This window comes from Kluyvera genomosp. 2, from assembly GCF_036759865.1.
Taxonomy (GTDB): domain Bacteria; phylum Pseudomonadota; class Gammaproteobacteria; order Enterobacterales; family Enterobacteriaceae; genus Kluyvera; species Kluyvera ascorbata_B.
Genome location: NZ_JAPKIA010000012.1, coordinates 136,485 through 155,840 on the forward strand (window position 1 = coordinate 136,485; position 19,356 = coordinate 155,840).

The following is a 19,356-nucleotide window of genomic DNA, read 5'->3' on the forward strand; positions in this document are numbered from 1 at the left end:
ATTAACGTACCTTCAGCGTTGCCAGGCCAATCAGCACCAGCATCAGCGAAATAATCCAGAAGCGCACGATAACGCGCGGTTCCGGCCAGCCTTTGAGTTCATAGTGGTGGTGAATTGGCGCCATACGGAAGATGCGCTGACCGCGCAGCTTGAAGGAACCGACCTGCAGAATCACCGACAGGGTTTCCACCACGAAGACGCCGCCCATGATCACCAGCAGGAACTCCTGGCGCAGCAGCACGGCAATAATGCCCAGCGCGCCGCCCAGCGCCAGTGAACCGACGTCGCCCATAAAGACCTGCGCCGGATAGGTGTTGAACCACAGGAAGCCTAAGCCCGCGCCGACGATCGCCGTACAGACGATCACCAGCTCACCCGCGTGACGCAGATAAGGGATGTGCAGATAGCTGGCAAAGTTCATGTTACCGGTCGCCCACGCCACCAGCGCAAAGCCCGCCGCCACGAACACGGTCGGCATAATCGCCAGGCCATCAAGACCGTCGGTCAGGTTGACCGCGTTGCCGGTACCCACGATGACGAAGTAGGCCAGCAGGATGTAGAACAGGCCCAGCTGCGGCATCACGTCTTTAAAGAACGGCACCACCAGCTCGGTCGCCGGCGTATCTTTACCGGCCAGGTACAGCGCAAAGGCCACGCCCAGCGCAATCACCGACATCCAGAAATATTTCCAGCGGGCGATCAGGCCCTTGGTGTCTTTACGCACCACTTTGCGGTAGTCATCGACAAAACCGATAATGCCGTAGCCGATAAGCACCGTCAGCACGCACCAAACGTACGGGTTAGACGGATAGGCCCACAGCAGTACGGAAACCGTAATCGCGGTCAGGATCATGATCCCGCCCATGGTGGGAGTACCGCGTTTGCTAAAGTGCGATTCCGGACCGTCGTTACGAACAACCTGGCCGAAGGACATTTTTTGTAAGCGGGCAATCATGCGCGGGCCCATCCACAAAGAGATGAACAGCGCGGTCAGCAGGCTGACGATGGCGCGAAACGTCAGATAGGAAAAGACGTTAAAGCCGGAATAATATTTGACCAGATGTTCGGCCAGCCACACTAACATGTCCCGTTCTCCTGTAAAGCGCGTACGACCTGTTCCATGGCGGCACTGCGTGATCCTTTCACCAGAATGGTGATCGTTTTATGTTCATTAATCAGCGATTTCAGACGCGCAACCACTGCCGATTTCTCGGTGAAGTGCTCCCCTGCCCCGCTCGCCTCGCTGATCGCCTGGCTTAATTTGCCAACGCTCAGCACGCGGTCAATACCGGCGGTTTTGGCCGCCTCGCCAACCTGGGTGTGACAGGCTTCGCTCTCAACACCCAGCTCACCCATATCGCCTACCACCAGCACGCGGTAGCCCGGCATTTCAGCCAGCACCTGCACGGCGGCCGTCATCGAACCGACGTTGGCGTTATAGGAGTCGTCCAGCAGCAGCTGGTTATCTGCCAACTGAATCGGGAACAGACGCCCCGGCACCGCTTTCAGCTGCGCCAGACCGGCTTTCACCGCGCTTAATTCTGCACCCACCGCCGTCGCCAGCGCGGTAGCCGCCAGCGCATTGGCGATATTATGCCGACCCGGCAGCGGCAGCAGGACCTCTACGCTGCCCTTCGGCGTACGCAGAGTAAATTCGGTGCCCTGAGCGGTAATACGCACGTTTTCAGCGCCAAAGTCGCTGCCCGCTGTATTTGGCGAGAAGCGCCATACGGTGCGATCGCCGATCGCCTTCTGCCAGTTAGGCCAGTCGTTGTTGTCGGCGTTGAGAATCGCAATGCCGTTTTCCGATAGGCCGGTAAAAATTTCGCCTTTGGCTTTCGCCACGCCCGCCAGTGAACCAAAGCCTTCTAAATGCGCGGCCGCCAGGTTATTGACCAGCGCCGCTTCCGGGCGGGTCAGGCTCACGGTCCAGGCGATTTCGCCCTGATGGTTAGCGCCTAACTCAATCACCGCATACTGATGCTCTGCGGTCAGGCGCAGTAGTGTCATCGGCACGCCGATGTCATTATTGAGATTGCCCGCGGTATACAGCGTGTTGCCGCACTGGCTCAAAATGGCAGCGGTCATCTCTTTGACCGAGGTTTTACCGGAGGAGCCGGTCAGCGCGACCACGCGCGCCGGTACCTGCTGGCGAACCCAGGCTGCCAGCTCACCAAACGCCTGGCGGGTATCTCTCACCACCAGCTGCGGAAGGTCGATGTCCAGCTTACGGCTGACCAGCAGCGCGCCTGCGCCGCCGTCTTTTGCCGTTTGCGCAAAATCATGCGCGTCAAAACGCTCACCCTTTAGCGCCACAAACAGGCAGCCTGCGGTTAATTTGCGGGTGTCGGTAGTAACGTCGGTAATCTGGCGATCGTCGCCGTGCAGTTCGCCGCGCAGCGTGTCGGCCAACTGACTCAAGGTAACGCTAATCATGCTACGACTCCCAGCAGACGCGCTGCGGTCACGCGGTCGGAGTAATCCAGACGGCGATTACCGACAATCTGATAATCTTCATGGCCCTTGCCAGCCAGCAGCACCACGTCATTTTCTTGCGCCTGCATGATGGCGCTGGTGACCGCTTCCGCGCGGCCTTCCATCACCTTCGCATGCCCGGCATCGACCATCCCGGCCAGAATGTCGTTGATAATGGCGCGCGGCTCTTCGGTACGCGGGTTGTCATCGGTGACAACGGCAATATCGGCGAATTCTTCGGCGATCGCGCCCATCAGCGGACGCTTGCCTTTATCACGGTCACCGCCGCAGCCAAAGACGCACCACAGCGTGCCCGTGCAGTGCAGACGTGCGGCCTGCAGCGCTTTTTCCAGCGCATCCGGCGTATGGGCGTAATCGACCACCACCGTCGGTTTGCCCGGCGCGCTGAACACTTCCATTCGGCCGCAGACCGGCTGTAAGCGGGCCGCGGTGTTCAACAGATCGCTGAGCGAATAGTCCAGCGCCAGCAGCGTTGCCAGCGCCAGCAGCAGGTTGCTGACGTTAAAGGCGCCCATCAGGCGGCTTTCGATCTCGCCTTCACCCCAGCTGGAGTCGAAGCGAATCGTGGCGCCGCTGTCGTGATAGTTAACGGCAGTGGCTTTCAGCCAGCGGCCGTGGCAGTTCGGGTTGATATGGTCTTCCATGGACACCGCCACCGCATCCGGCAGGCGGCCAAGCCAGCGACGGCCCACTTCGTCATCGGCGTTCACAATCGCCTGACCGCAGTGGTGAGTGGAGTAGAGCAGCCATTTCGCCGCTTCGTAGTGCTCCATATCGCCATGGTAATCCAGGTGATCGCGGCTCAGGTTGGTGAAGACCGAGGCGGCAAACTTGAGCGCCGCGACGCGGTGCTGCACCAGGCCGTGGGAAGAGACTTCCATCGCCGCCATCGTCGCGCCTTCAGCCACCAGGCCTGCGAGCACGTGCTGGACATCAACGGCAGAACCGGTGGTGTTTTCCGTCGGGATCACTTTCCCCAGCAGGCCGTTGCCTACGGTGCCCATCACCGCGCTGGTTTCGCCCAGCAGCTGGCACCACTGCGCAATCAGCTGCGTGGTGGTGGTTTTGCCGTTAGTGCCGGTCACGCCAACCAGATGCAGGCGTTCGGACGGCTCATGGTAAAAACGCCCGGCCAGCGCCGACAGTCGTTCGTTTAACTGACTGAGGTAAATAACCGGCACGCCGTGAACTTCACGAATTTCACCGTCGGTCGCTTCATCTTTTGCCTCGGCGACAATGGCAGCAACACCTTGCGCAATTGCCTGCGGGATATAACGACGCCCGTCCGCCTGATGACCTACTACTGCCACGAACAGATCGCCCGATGCAGCCACACGGCTGTCGAGCGTCATCTCTCGCAGTGCTCGCTCCGGTGCATTCGGCACCCACGGAGCAAGAAGGTCGCGCAAATTACGATCTGCCACCTGAACCCTCGCCTTGATTTGTCACAAATTCACTCTTATCGCCCGTTGCCAGCGCATCCGGTTCAATGTTCATCGTGCGCAGTACGCCGCCCATGATGGCACCAAACACCGGCGCGGAAACGGCGCCACCGTAGTATTTACCCGCCTGCGGATCGTTGATGACCACCACCAGCGCAAAGCGCGGCTGGCTGGCTGGCGCAACGCCCGCGGTGTAAGCAATGTATTTGTTGATGTAGCGCCCGTCCGGGCCGACCTTTTTCGCCGTACCGGTTTTAATCGCAATACGGTAGCCTTTGATCGCCGCCTTCACGCCGCCGCCGCCGGGCAGCGCCACGCTTTCCATCATGTGCACCACGGTGCGGACGATAGACTCCGGGAAGACGCGTTCGCCGGGAACCGGCGGGTCAACTTTGGTTATCGACAGCGGGCGATAAATGCCATAGCTGCCAATCGTTGCGTAGACTCGCGCTAACTGTAACGGCGTTACCATTAGCCCGTAGCCGAAAGAGAAGGTGGCCCTCTCTATGTCAGACCACCGTTGTTTTTGAGGATATAAGCCACTGCGTTCTCCGACCAACCCCAAATTGGTCGCTTTTCCCAGCCCAAAACGTGAGTAAGTCTCTACTAACGCTGAGGACGGCATCGCTAACGCCAGCTTGGAAACACCGACGTTACTCGACTTCTGTAGTACCCCGGTCAGGGTCAATTCGCTGTAGCGCGCCACGTCTTTGATTTCGTGGCCGTTAATTCGGTAGGGAATGGTATTCAGCACGGTGTTTTCGCGCACCACGCCGCGTTGTAGCGCGGTCATCACCACCATCGGTTTCACCGTCGAACCCGGTTCAAACACGTCGGTGATCGCCCGGTTACGCATGGTGTCTTTGGCCGTGCCGGTAAAGTTGTTCGGGTTGTAGGACGGGCTGTTGGCCATCGCCAGCACTTCACCGGTGCTTACGTCGACCAGCACGGCGCTGCCGGATTCCGCTTTGTTAAACGCCACGGCGTTGTTCAGTTCACGGTAGACCAGCGCCTGCAGACGTTCATCAATGCTCAGCGCCAGGTTGTGTGCCGCCTGGCTGTCGGTGGAGGAGATATCTTCAATCACCCGGCCATAGCGGTCCTTACGCACGATGCGCTCGCCCGGCTGGCCGGTTAACCACTTGTCGAAGCTTTTCTCAACCCCTTCAATCCCCTGGCTGTCAACGTTAGTAAAGCCAATAAGGTGAGCAGTCACTTCCCCTGACGGGTAGTAACGACGGGACTCTTCGCGCAGATAAATCCCCGGCAGCTTAAGTTTTTTGATGTAGTCAGCCATATCAGGGTTAACCTGACGGGCCAGGTAGATAAAGCGCATGCGCGGGTTGGTGTTAATGCGGTTTGCCAGCTGATCGAGCGGCATGTTCAGCGCATCGGCCAGCGCCTTCCAGCGGTTGTTGAGCACCACGCCGCCCGCATCGTGCAGCTCTTTCGGGTCGGCCCAGATGGCTTTCACCGGCACGCTCACCGCCAGCGGACGGCCAGAGCGATCGGTAATCATCCCGCGCGAAGTTGACACCTGCTGAACGCGTAAGGAACGCATGTCGCCTTCGCGTACCAGCTTATCAGGCGCAATAATTTGCAACCAGGCCGCGCGCCCAAGCAGAAACGCGAGCGCCATAAAAATACAGCCGCAGAGCAACGCAAAACGCCAACTGATAAAGTTGGCCTGTTCTTCCTGACGTTTTGGCTTAAGCGTTTTTGCCGCCGGTTTCATGCGTTGCAATAATCCTTATTTCTGAACAACAATGTTTTCTTTTGATGGATCAACATGTTGCATCTGCAACTTTTCTGTAGCGATACGTTCGACGCGGCTATGATCGCCGAGAGCATTCTCTTCGAGGATCAGGTTGCGCCATTCGATGTCCAACGCATCACGCTCCAGCACCAACTGTTCTCGTTGGGCCGTTAACAGGCGAGTATGGTGCGCCGTCGTCACCACCGTCACCGCCGTAACAATAATGCAAATGAACAGACAGAGTGGCAGTTTCCCGAACTGCAAAAGGTCGTCGCGAATAACGCCAGGCAAGGCATGACGTTCGCCATTTCCTAACGACCCGGTGACTTTGCTTAGGGCCTCTGTCACTCTGCCGATCATGCGTTCGTCCTCTCTGCAATACGCAGAACTGAACTACGAGCGCGTGGGTTCTCAGCCACTTCTTCTTCGCCCGGCATCAACTTGCCTAACGCTCGTAAATGACGGCCACCCAGTTTCTTGAGTTGCTCTTCGGTCATCGGGATCCCCGCCGGAACCTGCGGACCGCGGCTCTGTTCGCGCATAAAGCGTTTCACAATGCGGTCTTCCAGCGAGTGGAAGCTGATGATCGACAGCCGGCCACCCGGGGCCAGCACGCCAAGCGAGCTTTTTAGCGCCAGCTCTATCTCCTCCAGCTCACTGTTCACCCAAATGCGCACCGCCTGGAAGGTACGGGTTGCGGGGTGTTTGAATTTGTCTTTCACCGGCATGGCGGCGGAAATCACTTCCGCCAGCTCTTTGGTGCGGGTCATCGGCTCAACGCGGTTGCGTTCAACGATGGCTCGGGCAATACGTTTACCAAAGCGCTCTTCACCAAAGGTTTTAATCACCCAGGCGATATCCGCCTCTTCTGCCGTTTGCAGCCATTCGGCGGCAGACTGACCGCGAGTCGGGTCCATACGCATGTCCAGCGGGCCATCGCGCATAAACGAAAAGCCGCGCTCAGCGTCATCCAGCTGCGGTGAAGAAACGCCAAGATCGAGAAGGATACCGTCGATCTTGCCAACGAGATCGCGCTCGGCGACGTAGTCCGCCAGCGCAGAGAAAGGACCATGAACGATGGAAAAGCGAGGGTCATCGATGGTCTTTGCCACCGCAATCGCCTCGGGATCGCGATCGATCGCGATCAGGCGCCCCTGCTCGCCAAGCTGCGAGAGGATCAGACGCGAGTGTCCGCCGCGGCCAAAGGTGCCATCAATATAGATACCATCCGGGCGAATATTCAGGCCGTTAACCGCCTCGTCCAGCAGTACCGTAGTGTGTTTAAAATTTTCCATCATATTTATAAGGACAAATCCTGCAATCGCTCCGACAGCGCCCCTGAAGCAGATTGCTCAGCGTCGATATCTTCCTTGACCCGTTGATACCAGGCCGTCTCATCCCACAGTTCAAACTTGTTAAACTGCCCGACCAGCATCACTTCTTTGGTCAATCCGGCGTGCTGCCGTAAAACCGGCGCGATCAATAACCGCCCGGCGCTATCCATCTGACATTCACTGGCATGCCCTAACAGCAGCCGCTGCACGCGGCGCTCAACCGGGTTCATGCTCGACAAACGCGATAGCTTTTGCTCGATAATTTCCCATTCGGGCAGAGGATAAAGCAGCAGGCAGGGGTGATGGATGTCAATGGTACAAACCATTTGACCGGTAGCGCTCTCGATCAGCAGGTCCCGATATCGGACAGGGACGGCTAAACGCCCTTTGCTGTCGAGATTGACTAACGTTGCCCCTCGGAACATGCCAGCCTCCCCCCTTATTACCACTTTAACCCACAAATTCCCACTCAAAGGAGTTTACGGAGCAGAGGAAAAGCTTGTCAAGCCAGCATGAATGCCAACAGAGCCCAAAATACCGCTATTTAAGGCCGACAATAGCTCTGATTAAAAATTATCCAACAGACGAGGCAAATTAACGTCATGAATACCCGCAAGAAAAATACAAAGGGATTCACATCACGTTAACGCGACTAAATATCATCAAAAGAATATATAAAGTGTCAGTTTGCGACGCGAGCGGCATTTTAGGACATTCTGCGGCCCGTTAACAGTCCCCCGTGGCGCGCCCCGGAGAGGAATTCAAGCCCGACAGCTCGCCCATTCTGGTAGGGGGCTAAAGAAGTGTTTGTTATTTCGGCAATCCGCAGTGCGAATGTAACAAAATAATTCACAAATAATATATTTTTACTTTGTGTTCACAATAATAAACGGGAAAGGGAAACGAAATGAGCGTTATTAAATAGAAAGCTAATCAAAATGAGGAATTATCTGAATATCCACACCAGAATAATGTTTTAGGCGATAAAGGCGACTTTTTTTGGCCGCCCCTATCGCGAGGAAGATTATCGACGACTCAGACTACCGCGACGGTAGAGATTACGACGAATACGGCTCAGACCCGGTTTTGGCTTACGCGGCTCGTCCAGGCTTGCCAGCACAATCTCCAGTACGCGCTCGGCAACGTCGCGGTGGCGCTGAGCCACGGCCAGCACCGGGCACTGCAGGAAATCGAGCAATTCGTTATCGCCGAAGGTGGCGATCGCCAGATCGGTCGGCAGCTTGCCTTCACGGCGCAGCGTAACGTCCATTACGCCCTGCAGCAGCGCAAACGATGTGGTAAACAGCGCCTGCGGCATCGGGTGCGTTTCCAGCCATTTCTCAAACAGCTGCGCTGCGGCTTCGCGCTCATAGCTGTTGGCGTACAGGAAGTGCACTTCGCGCGGATCGTCTTTCCAGGCCGTACGGAAGCCTTGTTCACGCAGGTAGCTAACCGACAGCTCCGGCAGTGCGCCAAGGTAAAGCACGGTTTCCGCCGGGAAGGTACGCAGTTCGGCAGCCAGCATTTCTGCATCGTCCTGGTCAGCCCCCACGACGCTGGTGAAATGTTCGCGGTCCAGCGCACGGTCCAGCGCGACAATCGGGAACGAATCGTTAGCCCAACGCTGATAGAACGGATGCTCCGGCGGTAACGAGGTAGAAACAATGATCGCGTCCACCTGGCGCTGCAGCAGATGCTCAATGCAGCGCATTTCGTTATCCGGCTGATCTTCGGAACAGGCAATCAGCAGCTGGTAACCACGCTGGCGGGCCTGACGTTCGAGGTAGTTGGCGATGCGGGTATAGCTGGTATTTTCCAGATCCGGGATAACAAGCCCGATAGAACGCGTGCGTCCTGCACGCAGCCCGGCGGCAACCGCGTTGGGATGGTAGTTATGCTCGCGCACGACGGCCATCACTTTCTCAACAGTTTTGTCGCTAACGCGGTACTGCTTCGCTTTGCCGTTAATCACATAGCTGGCGGTGGTTCGGGAAACACCGGCAAGCCGGGCGATTTCATCCAGTTTCACAATTGCCCCTTGCTTTATAAGTATAATCCGTAACATCTAAACGCAGAATGATCCGATCGGCAATAGCTTTTGTTCCCACTTATTGCTGATTTCGCAAAAAAAAGCCCGACGTCTGGCCGGGCTACGATAAAGCGATGAGATCCAGGCTAGCGCATAATCTTGTCGCCGCGCGACAGACCGACCACCCCGGAGCGGGCAACCTCAACAATTCTGGCGACATCGCGCAGCGACGCGAGGAACGCATCCAGCTTATCGCTGGTGCCCGCCAGCTGGACGGTATACAGCGACGGCGTGACGTCGATGATCTGCCCGCGGAAGATTTCCGTGTTGCGTTTCACCTCGTCGCGGCCGTAGCCGCTGGCCTGCACTTTCACCAGCATGATTTCGCGCTCAACGTGCGCCCCCTGCCCCAGCTCGTTAACCCGCAGCACGTCCACCAGCTTATGCAGCTGCTTTTCGATCTGTTCGATGGTCTTCTCATCGCCAACCGTCTGAATGGTCATTCGCGACAGCGTCGGGTCGTCGGTCGGCGCCACGGTCAGGCTCTCAATGTTGTAGCCGCGTTGAGAGAAAAGCCCAATGACGCGCGACAGCGCGCCGGACTCGTTTTCCAGCAGTACAGATAATATCCGGCGCATAATCAGGTTCTCTCCGTTTTGCTCAACCACATCTCGTCCATTGCCCCACCGCGAATATGCATGGGGTAGACGTGCTCGCTACCGTCGACGGCGACGTCAACGAACACCAGTCGTTTATTGCGCACATGTTCCAGCGCCTCGCTCAGCTTGCTTTCCAGCTCATCCGGGCGAGTAATGCGGATACCCACGTGGCCATAGGCTTCCGCCAGGCGGACAAAGTCCGGCAGCGACTGCATATAAGATTGGGAGTGGCGGCCAGAATAAATCATGTCCTGCCATTGCTTGACCATCCCCAGATAACCGTTGTTCAGGTTCAGCACCAGCACCGGCAGTTGATACTGCTGTGCGGTCGACAGCTCCTGGATGTTCATCTGAATACTGCCGTCGCCGGTAACGCAAACCACCGTTTCCTCAGGAAACGCCATTTTGACGCCCAGCGCAGCGGGCAGGCCAAAGCCCATGGTGCCCAGACCACCGGAGTTGATCCAGCGGCGTGGTTTATCAAACGGATAGTACAGCGCGGCGAACATCTGATGCTGGCCAACGTCGGAGGTCACATAAGCATCGCCGTGGGTCAGCCTCCAGATGGCCTCAATGACCGCCTGCGGCTTAATCTGTTCACTTTTTTCGTCATACTTCAGGCACTGGCGGGCGCGCCACTGTTCAATCTGCTGCCACCAGTCGCGAATATCATCCAACGGCTGCGCGGCGCTTTCTTGATCCAGCAGCTCCAGCATTTGATCGAGCACCAGCCCCGCGTCGCCCACGATCGGAATGTCCGCCGGAACGGTTTTCGAGATCGACGTTGGATCGATATCAATATGCAGCACCGTCGCATCCGGGCAGTACTTCGCCAGATTATTGGTCGTGCGATCGTCAAAGCGCACGCCGACGGCAAAGATGACGTCGGAATGGTGCATGGTCATATTGGCTTCATAAGTACCGTGCATCCCTAGCATCCCCAGCGCCTGGCGATGCGTCGCCGGGAAGCCACCTAGCCCCATCAGCGATGAGGTGACGGGAAGATTCAGCTTTTCAATCAGCGTGCGCAGCTGCGCGTGGCACTCGGCGTTCACCACTCCACCGCCGACATAAACGACCGGTTTTTTCGCGGCAATCAGGGTCTGTAACGCACGCTTAATCTGCCCCTTATGCCCCGTGGTGGTCGGGTTATAAGAACGCATGCTGACCGTATCCGGCCAGACGTACGGCAGTTTGTTCGCCGGGCTAAGAATATCTTTCGGCAGATCCACCACCACCGGTCCGGGGCGGCCGCTGGCCGCTAGCCAGAACGCTTTCTTCAGTACGCCGGGAATATCCTCAGTCTGTTTCACCAGAAAGCTGTGCTTCACGACCGGCCGGGAGATCCCCACCATGTCGCACTCCTGGAAGGCATCGTAGCCAATCAGCGAGGTCGCGACCTGACCGGAGATCACCACCAGAGGAATGGAATCCATATAAGCGGTCGCAATCCCGGTAATGGCGTTGGTCGCCCCCGGGCCCGAGGTCACCAGCACGACGCCAACCTCACCGGTCGCACGCGCCAGCCCGTCAGCCATATGTACCGCCGCCTGCTCGTGGCGGACCAGTACGTGGTCAATGCCGCCGACCGTATGCAGCGCATCATATATATCGAGGACCGCGCCCCCCGGATAGCCAAACACCTGCTTTACGCCCTGATCGATTAACGATCGGACGACCATCTCGGCTCCTGACAACATCTCCATGATTTGCCTCCCGGCTTTTTTCTTGATGACCGGGGACGTCATTGTCCCGGCGGTCATGCGTCGGCGGCGCGTCTGCCATCCATCGACGCTGAATTGGGTCATGACTTAACATAACCGCTCGCCACCAGGCAGGCAATTCACCCATCCCGCGTAGATACCATCATGAAAAGAGAAAAAATAAAGCGAAAAGGGAAAATGATGGAGGAATACTTCAACGATAAGAAAAGGAGAGCGTAGATACTCGGGTGAACGCAGCCATTACAGCAAAAGCTGCATTTTTCACTTTCTCACCGCCGACGGCGACAGCTAACAACAGAATAAAATTTTAATTTTACGTGAACATACAAAACAAACAGGATGCATATGCATCCTGTTTATGCCGCCATCTTATTGCTGCCGACAGGCGTTAACCAGCAGCTCTTCCATCCACTGATGGCCCTTATCGCGCCCCGCCGCTTCATGCCAGGAAAGGTAACAGGTACGGCTATTTAGCTTCATCGGCAGCGGTAATACCTGCAGGCCAATCTGTTCAGCAAATTCGTCTGCCAGGCGACGTGGCGCAATCGCCACCAGATGAGTTTGAGAAACCACGTTTAATACGCTAATCAGCGCCATCCCCTGATAAGCAATGCGGCTTTGTTTATCAAGGGTGTCATACCACGGCTGGCTAAAAGAGGCATAACGATCCAGTGAAACCACCGCATGTTCCTCTTGATACAGCACCTCCTCCGAAACCGGGCCATTAATACGCGGATGTTTTTTACTGGCGACCATCACCATTTCATCATTGAATAACGGCACGCAGGCGAATTCCGGACGACGAAACTCTTCATAGCCAAGAACAAACTCAATTTCCTGATAGCGCAGCTGATGTTCTGTATTTTGATTTAAGGATGACTTAAACACCATGTGAATATGTGGGGCGACTTCATTCACTTTATTCAAAATAATAGAGGTCAGATAATTATCCAGCGGACTACAGACGCAGAGATTAAATACGCGTTCACTGCTTAGCGGTTCAAAACCGGAACCCGGTAGCTCATTTTGCACCAGCTGAAGCGCCTGACGAATCGAGCCAAACAGCTGAAATGCACGGGCGGTGGGCTGAATGCCGCGACCGTAGCGAACGAACAGCTCATCATTAAACATCACCTTCAACCGCGCCACGGCGTTGCTGACCGCGGGTTGCGACATCCCCAGCATATGCGCCGCGCGGGTAATATTTTGCTCCTGCATAACCGCATCAAATACGGTCAGTAAATTTAAATCCACCAACCGTAGCTGCGGTTTGTTCCCTTCATTTGCGGTCACACGCGGCTTCTCCGGCGCGCTAATAACGCTCTCAGACTCCAGTGTCATACAAAACTCCCTTTGCAGAATCGCAGTAATATATTGAGGCTATATGATTTACCATGCATATAAAATCCAAAAAAGAGAAATAAATAAAAATAGGAATATATAAAGATGCAGAAGATTGACTTTCCCTAAGAAAAGCCAACCTTAATTTATATCACCAAGCTAATGACTGATAGTTTACTCATAGATTACATAAATAGACAACAGCCGAAAAAGTACACAATGAATTAAGTTTTATTAAATTGTTCCATTCTTACCATGAATAACATTAACAATTTCGCATCAGAAATAGTGATACTACATTTACCTGACCGACGGTTAAAATACATAAATCCAGTATTATCATATCGATAGCATTAACGCTTAATCATGACAAAGTCATGATCGATTACGATGAATCATGTTCATATGCGTCAAAATATTAAAATCATGAATTCCGACATAAGACAATCCGCTATAAAATGAGACATTCATCAGCACAATTAGCTAATTTCACCGTCTCGCTTAACGACCTTCTTTACCGCCTTTTCCGTCTTCAGGGTTGACATCAGAAAGCATATCCAGTACCACTAAAAGCATATCGAATTCATCTGGAGAATGATGACCATGTTCCGCACCACTCGCTTCAACGGCCTACTACTACTAAACGCCTTTTCTGTGCGCGGTAGGCTGGTGTGCGACGTTCAGCGTTAGTCATCATCAGTAGAACTCTAAACCCGCGCCATTGCGCGGGTTTTTTTATGCTCGTAGCAAGGCGCTCCCAAGTTAACCAAGGACCTAAACCATGAGCCAGCAAGTCATTATTTTCGATACGACCTTACGTGATGGTGAACAGGCATTACAGGCGAGCCTGAGCGTGAAAGAGAAGCTGCAGATTGCCTTTGCCCTCGAGCGTATGGGCGTTGACGTAATGGAAGTTGGGTTTCCGGTCTCTTCTCCGGGCGATTTCGAATCCGTACAGACCATCGCCCGCAACATTAAAAACAGCCGCGTCTGCGCGCTGGCACGCTGCGTAGAGCAGGATATCGACGTTGCCGCCGAGTCATTAAAAGTCGCTGAAGCGTTCCGTATTCATACTTTTATTGCGACGTCACCCATGCACATCGCCACCAAACTGCGCAGCACGCTGGACGAGGTGATCGAACGCGCGGTCTATATGGTGAAACGGGCGCGTAACTATACTGACGACGTCGAATTCTCCTGTGAAGATGCCGGGCGTACCCCAATCGATCAGCTGGCGCGCGTGGTTGAAGCGGCGATTAACGCGGGCGCTACCACCATCAATATTCCAGACACCGTTGGCTATACCCTGCCGTTCGAGTTCTCCAACATCATTACCGGCCTGTATGAACGCGTTCCAAACATTGATAAAGCGATTATCTCCGTTCACACCCACGATGATTTAGGGATGGCGGTCGGCAACTCGCTGGCAGCCGTTCACGCCGGCGCGCGTCAGGTTGAAGGCGCAATGAACGGCATCGGCGAACGTGCGGGTAACTGCTCGCTGGAAGAAGTCATCATGGCGATTAAGGTGCGCAAAGACATCATGAACGTGCACACCGCCATCAACCACAACGAAATCTGGCGTACCAGCCAGACCGTCAGCCAGATCTGCAACATGCCGATCCCGGCCAACAAAGCTATCGTCGGTACCGGCGCATTCGCCCACTCTTCCGGTATCCACCAGGATGGCGTGCTGAAGAACCGCGAAAACTACGAAATCATGACCCCGGAGTCCATCGGCCTGAACCAGGTTCAGCTGAACCTGACCTCCCGCTCCGGCCGCGCGGCGGTGAAACACCGTATGGAAGAGATGGGCTACAAAGATACCGACTACAACATGGACCACCTGTACGACGCGTTCCTGAAGCTGGCAGACAAAAAAGGCCAGGTCTTCGACTACGACCTGGAAGCGCTGGCATTCATCAACAAGCAGCAGGAAGAGCCGGAACATTTCCGCCTGGACTACTTCAGCGTGCAGTCTGGTTCCAGCGATATCGCCACCGCGTCCGTGAAGCTGGCCTGCGGTGAAGAAACTAAGGCCGAAGCGGCGAATGGTAACGGTCCGGTTGATGCCATCTACCAGGCGATTAACCGCATCACCGGCTATGACGTCGAGCTGGTCAAATACGATCTGAACGCCAAAGGCCAGGGCAAAGACGCGCTGGGTCAGGTCGATATCGTGGTCACCCACAATGGCCGCCGCTTCCACGGCGTTGGCCTGGCAACGGATATCGTCGAGTCCTCCGCCAAAGCGATGGTGCACGTGCTGAACAACATCTGGCGCGCCGCTGAAGTCGAAAAAGAATTGCAACGCAAAATTAAGAATAACGAGAACAACAAGGAAACCGTGTAATGTCGAAGAATTACCATATTGCTGTGTTACCAGGTGACGGTATTGGCCCTGAAGTCATGACACAGGCATTGAAAGTACTGGAAGCCGTGCGTCAACGTTTTGATATTCGCATTACCACCAGCCACTACGACGTGGGCGGCATCGCGATTGACCGCCACGGTGAACCGCTGCCGCAGGCAACGGTAGACGGCTGCGACCAGGCCGACGCCATTCTGTTTGGCTCCGTCGGTGGCCCGAAATGGGAAAACCTGCCGCCAAACCAGCAGCCAGAGCGCGGCGCGCTGCTGCCGCTGCGTAAACACTTCAAGCTGTTCAGCAACCTGCGTCCAGCGAAGCTGTACCAGGGGCTGGAAGAGTTCTGCCCGCTGCGCGCCGATATCGCCGCTAACGGCTTCGATATCCTGTGCGTCCGCGAACTGACCGGCGGTATCTACTTCGGTCAGCCGAAGGGCCGTGAAGGCAGCGGTCAGCACGAAAAAGCGTTTGATACCGAGGTGTATCACCGCTTTGAGATTGAACGTATTGCCCGTATTGCGTTTGAATCTGCACGCAAACGTCGTCACAAAGTGACCTCCATTGATAAATCTAACGTACTGCAGTCATCCATTCTGTGGCGCGAAATCGTCAGCGAAATCGGCAAAGAGTATGCCGACGTTGAGCTGGCACATATGTATATCGACAACGCCACCATGCAGCTGATTAAAGACCCGTCACAGTTCGACGTGGTGCTGTGCTCTAACCTGTTCGGCGACATTCTCTCCGATGAGTGCGCGATGATCACCGGCTCCATGGGCATGCTGCCCTCTGCCAGCCTGAACGAAGAAGGCTTTGGTCTGTACGAACCTGCTGGCGGCTCCGCGCCGGACATCGCCGGTAAAAATATTGCGAACCCCATCGCACAGATCCTGTCGCTGGCGCTGCTGCTGCGCTACAGCCTGGATGCCAACGATGCCGCTACCGCTATTGAAAGCGCCATCAACCGCGCGCTGGAAGAAGGCGTACGTACCGGTGACTTAGCCCGCGGCGGCGCGGCGGTCAGTACAGATGAAATGGGCGATATCATTGCCCGCTACGTTGCCGAAGGGGTGTAATCATGGCGAAGACCTTATACGAGAAGTTGTTTGATGCTCACGTGGTTTACGAAGCGCCGAACGAGACGCCGCTGCTGTACATCGACCGTCACCTGGTGCACGAGGTGACCTCGCCGCAGGCGTTTGACGGCCTGCGCGCGCACAACCGTCCGGTGCGTCAGCCGGGCAAAACCTTCGCCACCATGGATCACAACGTCTCTACGCAGACCAAAGACATCAACGCCTCCGGCGAGATGGCGCGTATCCAGATGCAGGAGCTGATTAAGAACTGCAACGAATTCGGCGTCGAGCTGTATGACCTGAACCACCCGTATCAGGGCATCGTGCACGTCATGGGGCCGGAGCAAGGCGTGACCCTGCCTGGCATGACCATCGTCTGCGGAGACTCCCACACCGCCACCCACGGCGCATTTGGCGCGCTGGCGTTCGGTATTGGTACCTCCGAAGTCGAACACGTGTTGGCAACCCAGACCCTGAAGCAGGGCCGCGCCAAAACGATGAAGATTGAAGTAAACGGCAAAGCGGCACCGGGCATCACCGCTAAAGACATCGTGCTGGCAATTATCGGTAAAACCGGCAGCGCGGGCGGTACCGGTCACGTGGTCGAATTCTGCGGCCAGGCGATTCGCGATCTGAGCATGGAAGGTCGTATGACCCTGTGCAACATGGCAATTGAGCTGGGTGCAAAAGCGGGCCTGGTCGCACCGGACGACACTACGTTTAACTATGTTGAAGGTCGCCTGCATGCGCCGAAAGGCAAAGATTTCGACGATGCGGTCGCCTACTGGAAAACCCTGAAAACCGATGATGGTGCCACGTTCGACAGCGTTGTGACCCTGCAAGCCGAAGACATCGCACCGCAGGTCACCTGGGGCACCAACCCGGGTCAGGTCATTTCCGTCAATGACAACATTCCGGATCCGGCCTCTTTCAACGATCCGGTTGAGCGCGCCAGCGCCGAGAAAGCGTTAGCCTATATGGGCCTGAAACCGGGGATCCCGCTGACCGACGTCGCGATCGATAAAGTGTTTATCGGATCGTGCACCAACTCGCGTATCGAAGATTTACGCGCGGCAGCGGAAATCGCCAAAGGCCGTAAAGTTGCCCCTGGCGTACAGGCGCTGGTCGTGCCTGGCTCCGGCCCGGTGAAAGCGCAGGCGGAAGCGGAAGGTCTGGATAAGATCTTTATCGAAGCCGGTTTTGAATGGCGTCTGCCGGGCTGCTCCATGTGCCTGGCGATGAACAACGACCGTCTGAACCCGGGCGAGCGCTGTGCCTCTACCAGCAACCGTAACTTTGAAGGCCGTCAGGGCCGCGGCGGTCGTACTCATCTGGTCAGCCCGGCTATGGCCGCAGCGGCCGCGGTTACCGGTCATTTCGCCGACATTCGTAGCTTGAAATAAGGAAACACCATCATGGCTGAAAAATTTACCCAACATACGGGACTGGTGGTGCCGCTGGATGCCGCGAACGTCGATACCGATGCCATCATTCCAAAGCAGTTTTTGCAGAAAGTGACCCGCACCGGTTTTGGCGCGCACCTGTTCAACGACTGGCGCTTCCTCGACGACAAAGGCGAGCAGCCGAACCCAGAGTTCGTGCTGAACTTCCCTGAGTTCAAAGGTGCTTCCATTCTGCTGGCGCGCGAAAACTTCGGCTGCGGTTCCTCACGCGAACACGCACCGTGGGCGCTGACCGACTACGGTTTTAAAGTGGTGATTGCCCCAAGCTTCGCCGATATTTTCTACGGCAACAGCTTCAACAACCAGCTGCTGCCGGTCACGCTGAGCGACGCGCAGGTCGACGAACTGTTTGCGCTGGTGCAGGCCAACCCGGGCATTAAATTTGAAGTGGATCTGGAAGCGCAGGTGGTGAAAGCGGGCGATAAGTCCTACAGCTTTAAAATCGACGACTTCCGCCGCCACTGCATGCTGAACGGTCTGGACAGCATCGGCCTGACCTTACAGCATGAAGACGCCATTTCGGCCTACGAGAATAAGCAGCCTGCATTTATGCAGTAATCGCCTTTGGCTGGTCATCGGACGGTGACCGGCCATTCTTTCCTGTTTACAGCGTGTCGCCGTAGTAAATCTGGTAGCCAAGATTGACGCTGCCCGGCGCATCCTTCCCGCCAAGACGTTTAATCAAAATATCCGCTGCCGTTTTACCCATCTCAAAACGCGGGGTAATCACGCTGGCCATTTTTTGCAACCGCGCGCGGCCAATCTCCAGCCCGTGGAAACCGGCAATCGCCATTTTTCCCGGCACGTCGTACTGCTGCGCCTGACACTCCAGCAGTACGCCAACCGCAAGATCATCGTTGGTGCAAAAAATCGCATCCGTGTCCGGCTTTTCAGCCATTGCCTGTTGGAACATCTTGCGCCCCAACGCCACCGAGGAGATGGTTTTTGGCGCCAGGTGATACGCCTCCAGCCCCTGCGCAGCCAGCGCATTCTCGGTACCGCGGTAACGACTCAAATCGCGAGGGTCGTCCATTGACCCAAAGAACGCAATGTGACGTTTTCCACTGTCGATAAACGCCTGGGTCATCTCGAAGGCCGCTTTTTCGTTATCGAAACCGACCTGTATATCCAGATACTGCCCGCTGATATCCATCAGTTCCGCCACCGGAATACCGCTGGCGCGCACGTACTGAACCATCCTGTCGGTATGCAATTTTCCGGTGAGGATCAGGCCGTCGATGTTGTAAGAAAGCAGGTTCAGCACCTCCCGTTCTTCGCGTTCTGCATCATATTCATAGTTCGCGATCAGCGTCTGGTACTGGCATGCTGAGGTCACCGACTCTATGCCCGCGAGCACATCAGCAAAAATCTGGTTACGAAAAGAAGGGATCAGCACGCCGATGGTTTTACTGCGCGCATTGAGCAATATTTCCGGCGCACGATTGGGGATGTAGTTGTTCTCTTCCATCACTTTCGAAATCAATTCGCGGCTACGCTGCGACACCTGATTCGGGTCGCGTAGATAACGGCTGACCGTCATCTTATTCAGCCCGGCAAGCGCAGCGATATCCTGTAATGTCATCCGATTGTTTTTCATGAGGTTCTCTACGACCAACAGCCCAATATGCTCGCAGAGAACCTTATCACAGCCAGTTAGCGACTGCACTC

At 55.8% G+C, this 19,356-nt stretch carries 17 protein-coding genes; 5 read left to right on the plus strand and 12 right to left on the minus strand.

The annotated features are described in order from the left end of the window. Position 1 precedes the first annotated feature (1 nt). The 11 genes from mraY to leuO all read right to left on the minus strand — a co-directional run bounded on the left by mraY (position 2) and on the right by leuO (position 12,781). A complete protein-coding gene (gene mraY, locus V6942_RS14670; RefSeq protein WP_106925400.1) occupies positions 2-1,084 on the minus strand; it encodes a phospho-N-acetylmuramoyl-pentapeptide-transferase in 1,083 nt (360 codons plus the stop codon). After that, positions 1,078-2,436, minus strand: coding sequence for a UDP-N-acetylmuramoyl-tripeptide--D-alanyl-D-alanine ligase (murF, locus tag V6942_RS14675; protein WP_333501401.1), 1,359 nt, complete (start codon positions 2,434-2,436; stop codon positions 1,078-1,080). The genes mraY and murF overlap by 7 nt, the downstream gene beginning before the upstream one ends. Next, entirely contained in the window at positions 2,433-3,920 is a 1,488-nt protein-coding gene (gene murE / locus V6942_RS14680) for a UDP-N-acetylmuramoyl-L-alanyl-D-glutamate--2,6-diaminopimelate ligase (RefSeq protein ID WP_182929467.1), read from the minus strand. The genes murF and murE overlap by 4 nt, the downstream gene beginning before the upstream one ends. Next, entirely contained in the window at positions 3,907-5,673 is a 1,767-nt protein-coding gene (locus V6942_RS14685) for a peptidoglycan glycosyltransferase FtsI (RefSeq protein ID WP_106925394.1), read from the minus strand. The genes murE and V6942_RS14685 overlap by 14 nt, the downstream gene beginning before the upstream one ends. Before the next feature lie 15 nt (positions 5,674-5,688). Then, positions 5,689-6,054, minus strand: coding sequence for a cell division protein FtsL (gene ftsL / locus V6942_RS14690; protein WP_035893020.1), 366 nt, complete (start codon positions 6,052-6,054; stop codon positions 5,689-5,691). Continuing rightward, complete coding sequence (gene rsmH, locus V6942_RS14695; protein ID WP_182929469.1) at positions 6,051-6,992, minus strand: 16S rRNA (cytosine(1402)-N(4))-methyltransferase RsmH; 942 nt, start codon at positions 6,990-6,992, stop codon at positions 6,051-6,053. Before rsmH ends, ftsL begins: the two co-directional genes overlap by 4 nt. Positions 6,993-6,994: 2 nt before the next feature. Further along, a complete protein-coding gene (gene mraZ / locus V6942_RS14700; RefSeq protein ID WP_106925390.1) occupies positions 6,995-7,453 on the minus strand; it encodes a division/cell wall cluster transcriptional repressor MraZ in 459 nt (152 codons plus the stop codon). 599 nt (positions 7,454-8,052) lie between these two features. Further along, the gene (gene cra, locus V6942_RS14705; protein WP_106925388.1) at positions 8,053-9,057 is read right to left on the minus strand and encodes a catabolite repressor/activator; all 1,005 of its coding nucleotides are present in this window, start codon (positions 9,055-9,057) and stop codon (positions 8,053-8,055) included. A 146-nt stretch (positions 9,058-9,203) separates the two neighbouring features. Continuing rightward, complete coding sequence (gene ilvN / locus V6942_RS14710; protein ID WP_035893016.1) at positions 9,204-9,695, minus strand: acetolactate synthase small subunit; 492 nt, start codon at positions 9,693-9,695, stop codon at positions 9,204-9,206. A 2-nt stretch (positions 9,696-9,697) separates the two neighbouring features. Continuing rightward, positions 9,698-11,422: an acetolactate synthase 3 large subunit gene (gene ilvI, locus V6942_RS14715; RefSeq protein ID WP_182930668.1), complete on the minus strand. Its 1,725-nt coding sequence runs from the start codon at positions 11,420-11,422 to the stop codon at positions 9,698-9,700. A gap of 387 nt (positions 11,423-11,809) precedes the next feature. After that, positions 11,810-12,781: a transcriptional regulator LeuO gene (leuO, locus tag V6942_RS14720; RefSeq protein WP_106925385.1), complete on the minus strand. Its 972-nt coding sequence runs from the start codon at positions 12,779-12,781 to the stop codon at positions 11,810-11,812. 603 nt (positions 12,782-13,384) lie between these two features. Between leuO and leuL the strand changes: the two genes are divergently transcribed. The 5 genes from leuL to leuD all read left to right on the plus strand — a co-directional run bounded on the left by leuL (position 13,385) and on the right by leuD (position 18,246). Then, positions 13,385-13,471, plus strand: a complete 87-nt coding sequence (gene leuL, locus V6942_RS14725) for a leu operon leader peptide (RefSeq protein WP_106925637.1) — start codon at positions 13,385-13,387, stop codon at positions 13,469-13,471. A 91-nt stretch (positions 13,472-13,562) separates the two neighbouring features. Beyond that, the gene (leuA, locus tag V6942_RS14730; protein ID WP_106925383.1) at positions 13,563-15,134 is read left to right on the plus strand and encodes a 2-isopropylmalate synthase; all 1,572 of its coding nucleotides are present in this window, start codon (positions 13,563-13,565) and stop codon (positions 15,132-15,134) included. Next, positions 15,134-16,225: a 3-isopropylmalate dehydrogenase gene (gene leuB / locus V6942_RS14735; RefSeq protein WP_182929471.1), complete on the plus strand. Its 1,092-nt coding sequence runs from the start codon at positions 15,134-15,136 to the stop codon at positions 16,223-16,225. The genes leuA and leuB overlap by 1 nt, the downstream gene beginning before the upstream one ends. Before the next feature lie 2 nt (positions 16,226-16,227). Next, positions 16,228-17,628 carry a 3-isopropylmalate dehydratase large subunit gene (gene leuC, locus V6942_RS14740; protein ID WP_106925379.1) on the plus strand — a complete coding sequence of 467 codons (1,401 nt, stop codon included), beginning with the start codon at positions 16,228-16,230 and terminating at the stop codon, positions 17,626-17,628. Between the two features lie 12 nt (positions 17,629-17,640). Beyond that, complete coding sequence (gene leuD / locus V6942_RS14745; RefSeq protein WP_106925377.1) at positions 17,641-18,246, plus strand: 3-isopropylmalate dehydratase small subunit; 606 nt, start codon at positions 17,641-17,643, stop codon at positions 18,244-18,246. A gap of 46 nt (positions 18,247-18,292) precedes the next feature. On the opposite strand, the gene idnR is transcribed toward leuD, so the two are convergent. Beyond that, complete coding sequence (idnR, locus tag V6942_RS14750) at positions 18,293-19,285, minus strand: DNA-binding transcriptional regulator IdnR (RefSeq protein ID WP_182929472.1); 993 nt, start codon at positions 19,283-19,285, stop codon at positions 18,293-18,295. Between the last annotated feature and the right edge of the window lie 71 nt (positions 19,286-19,356).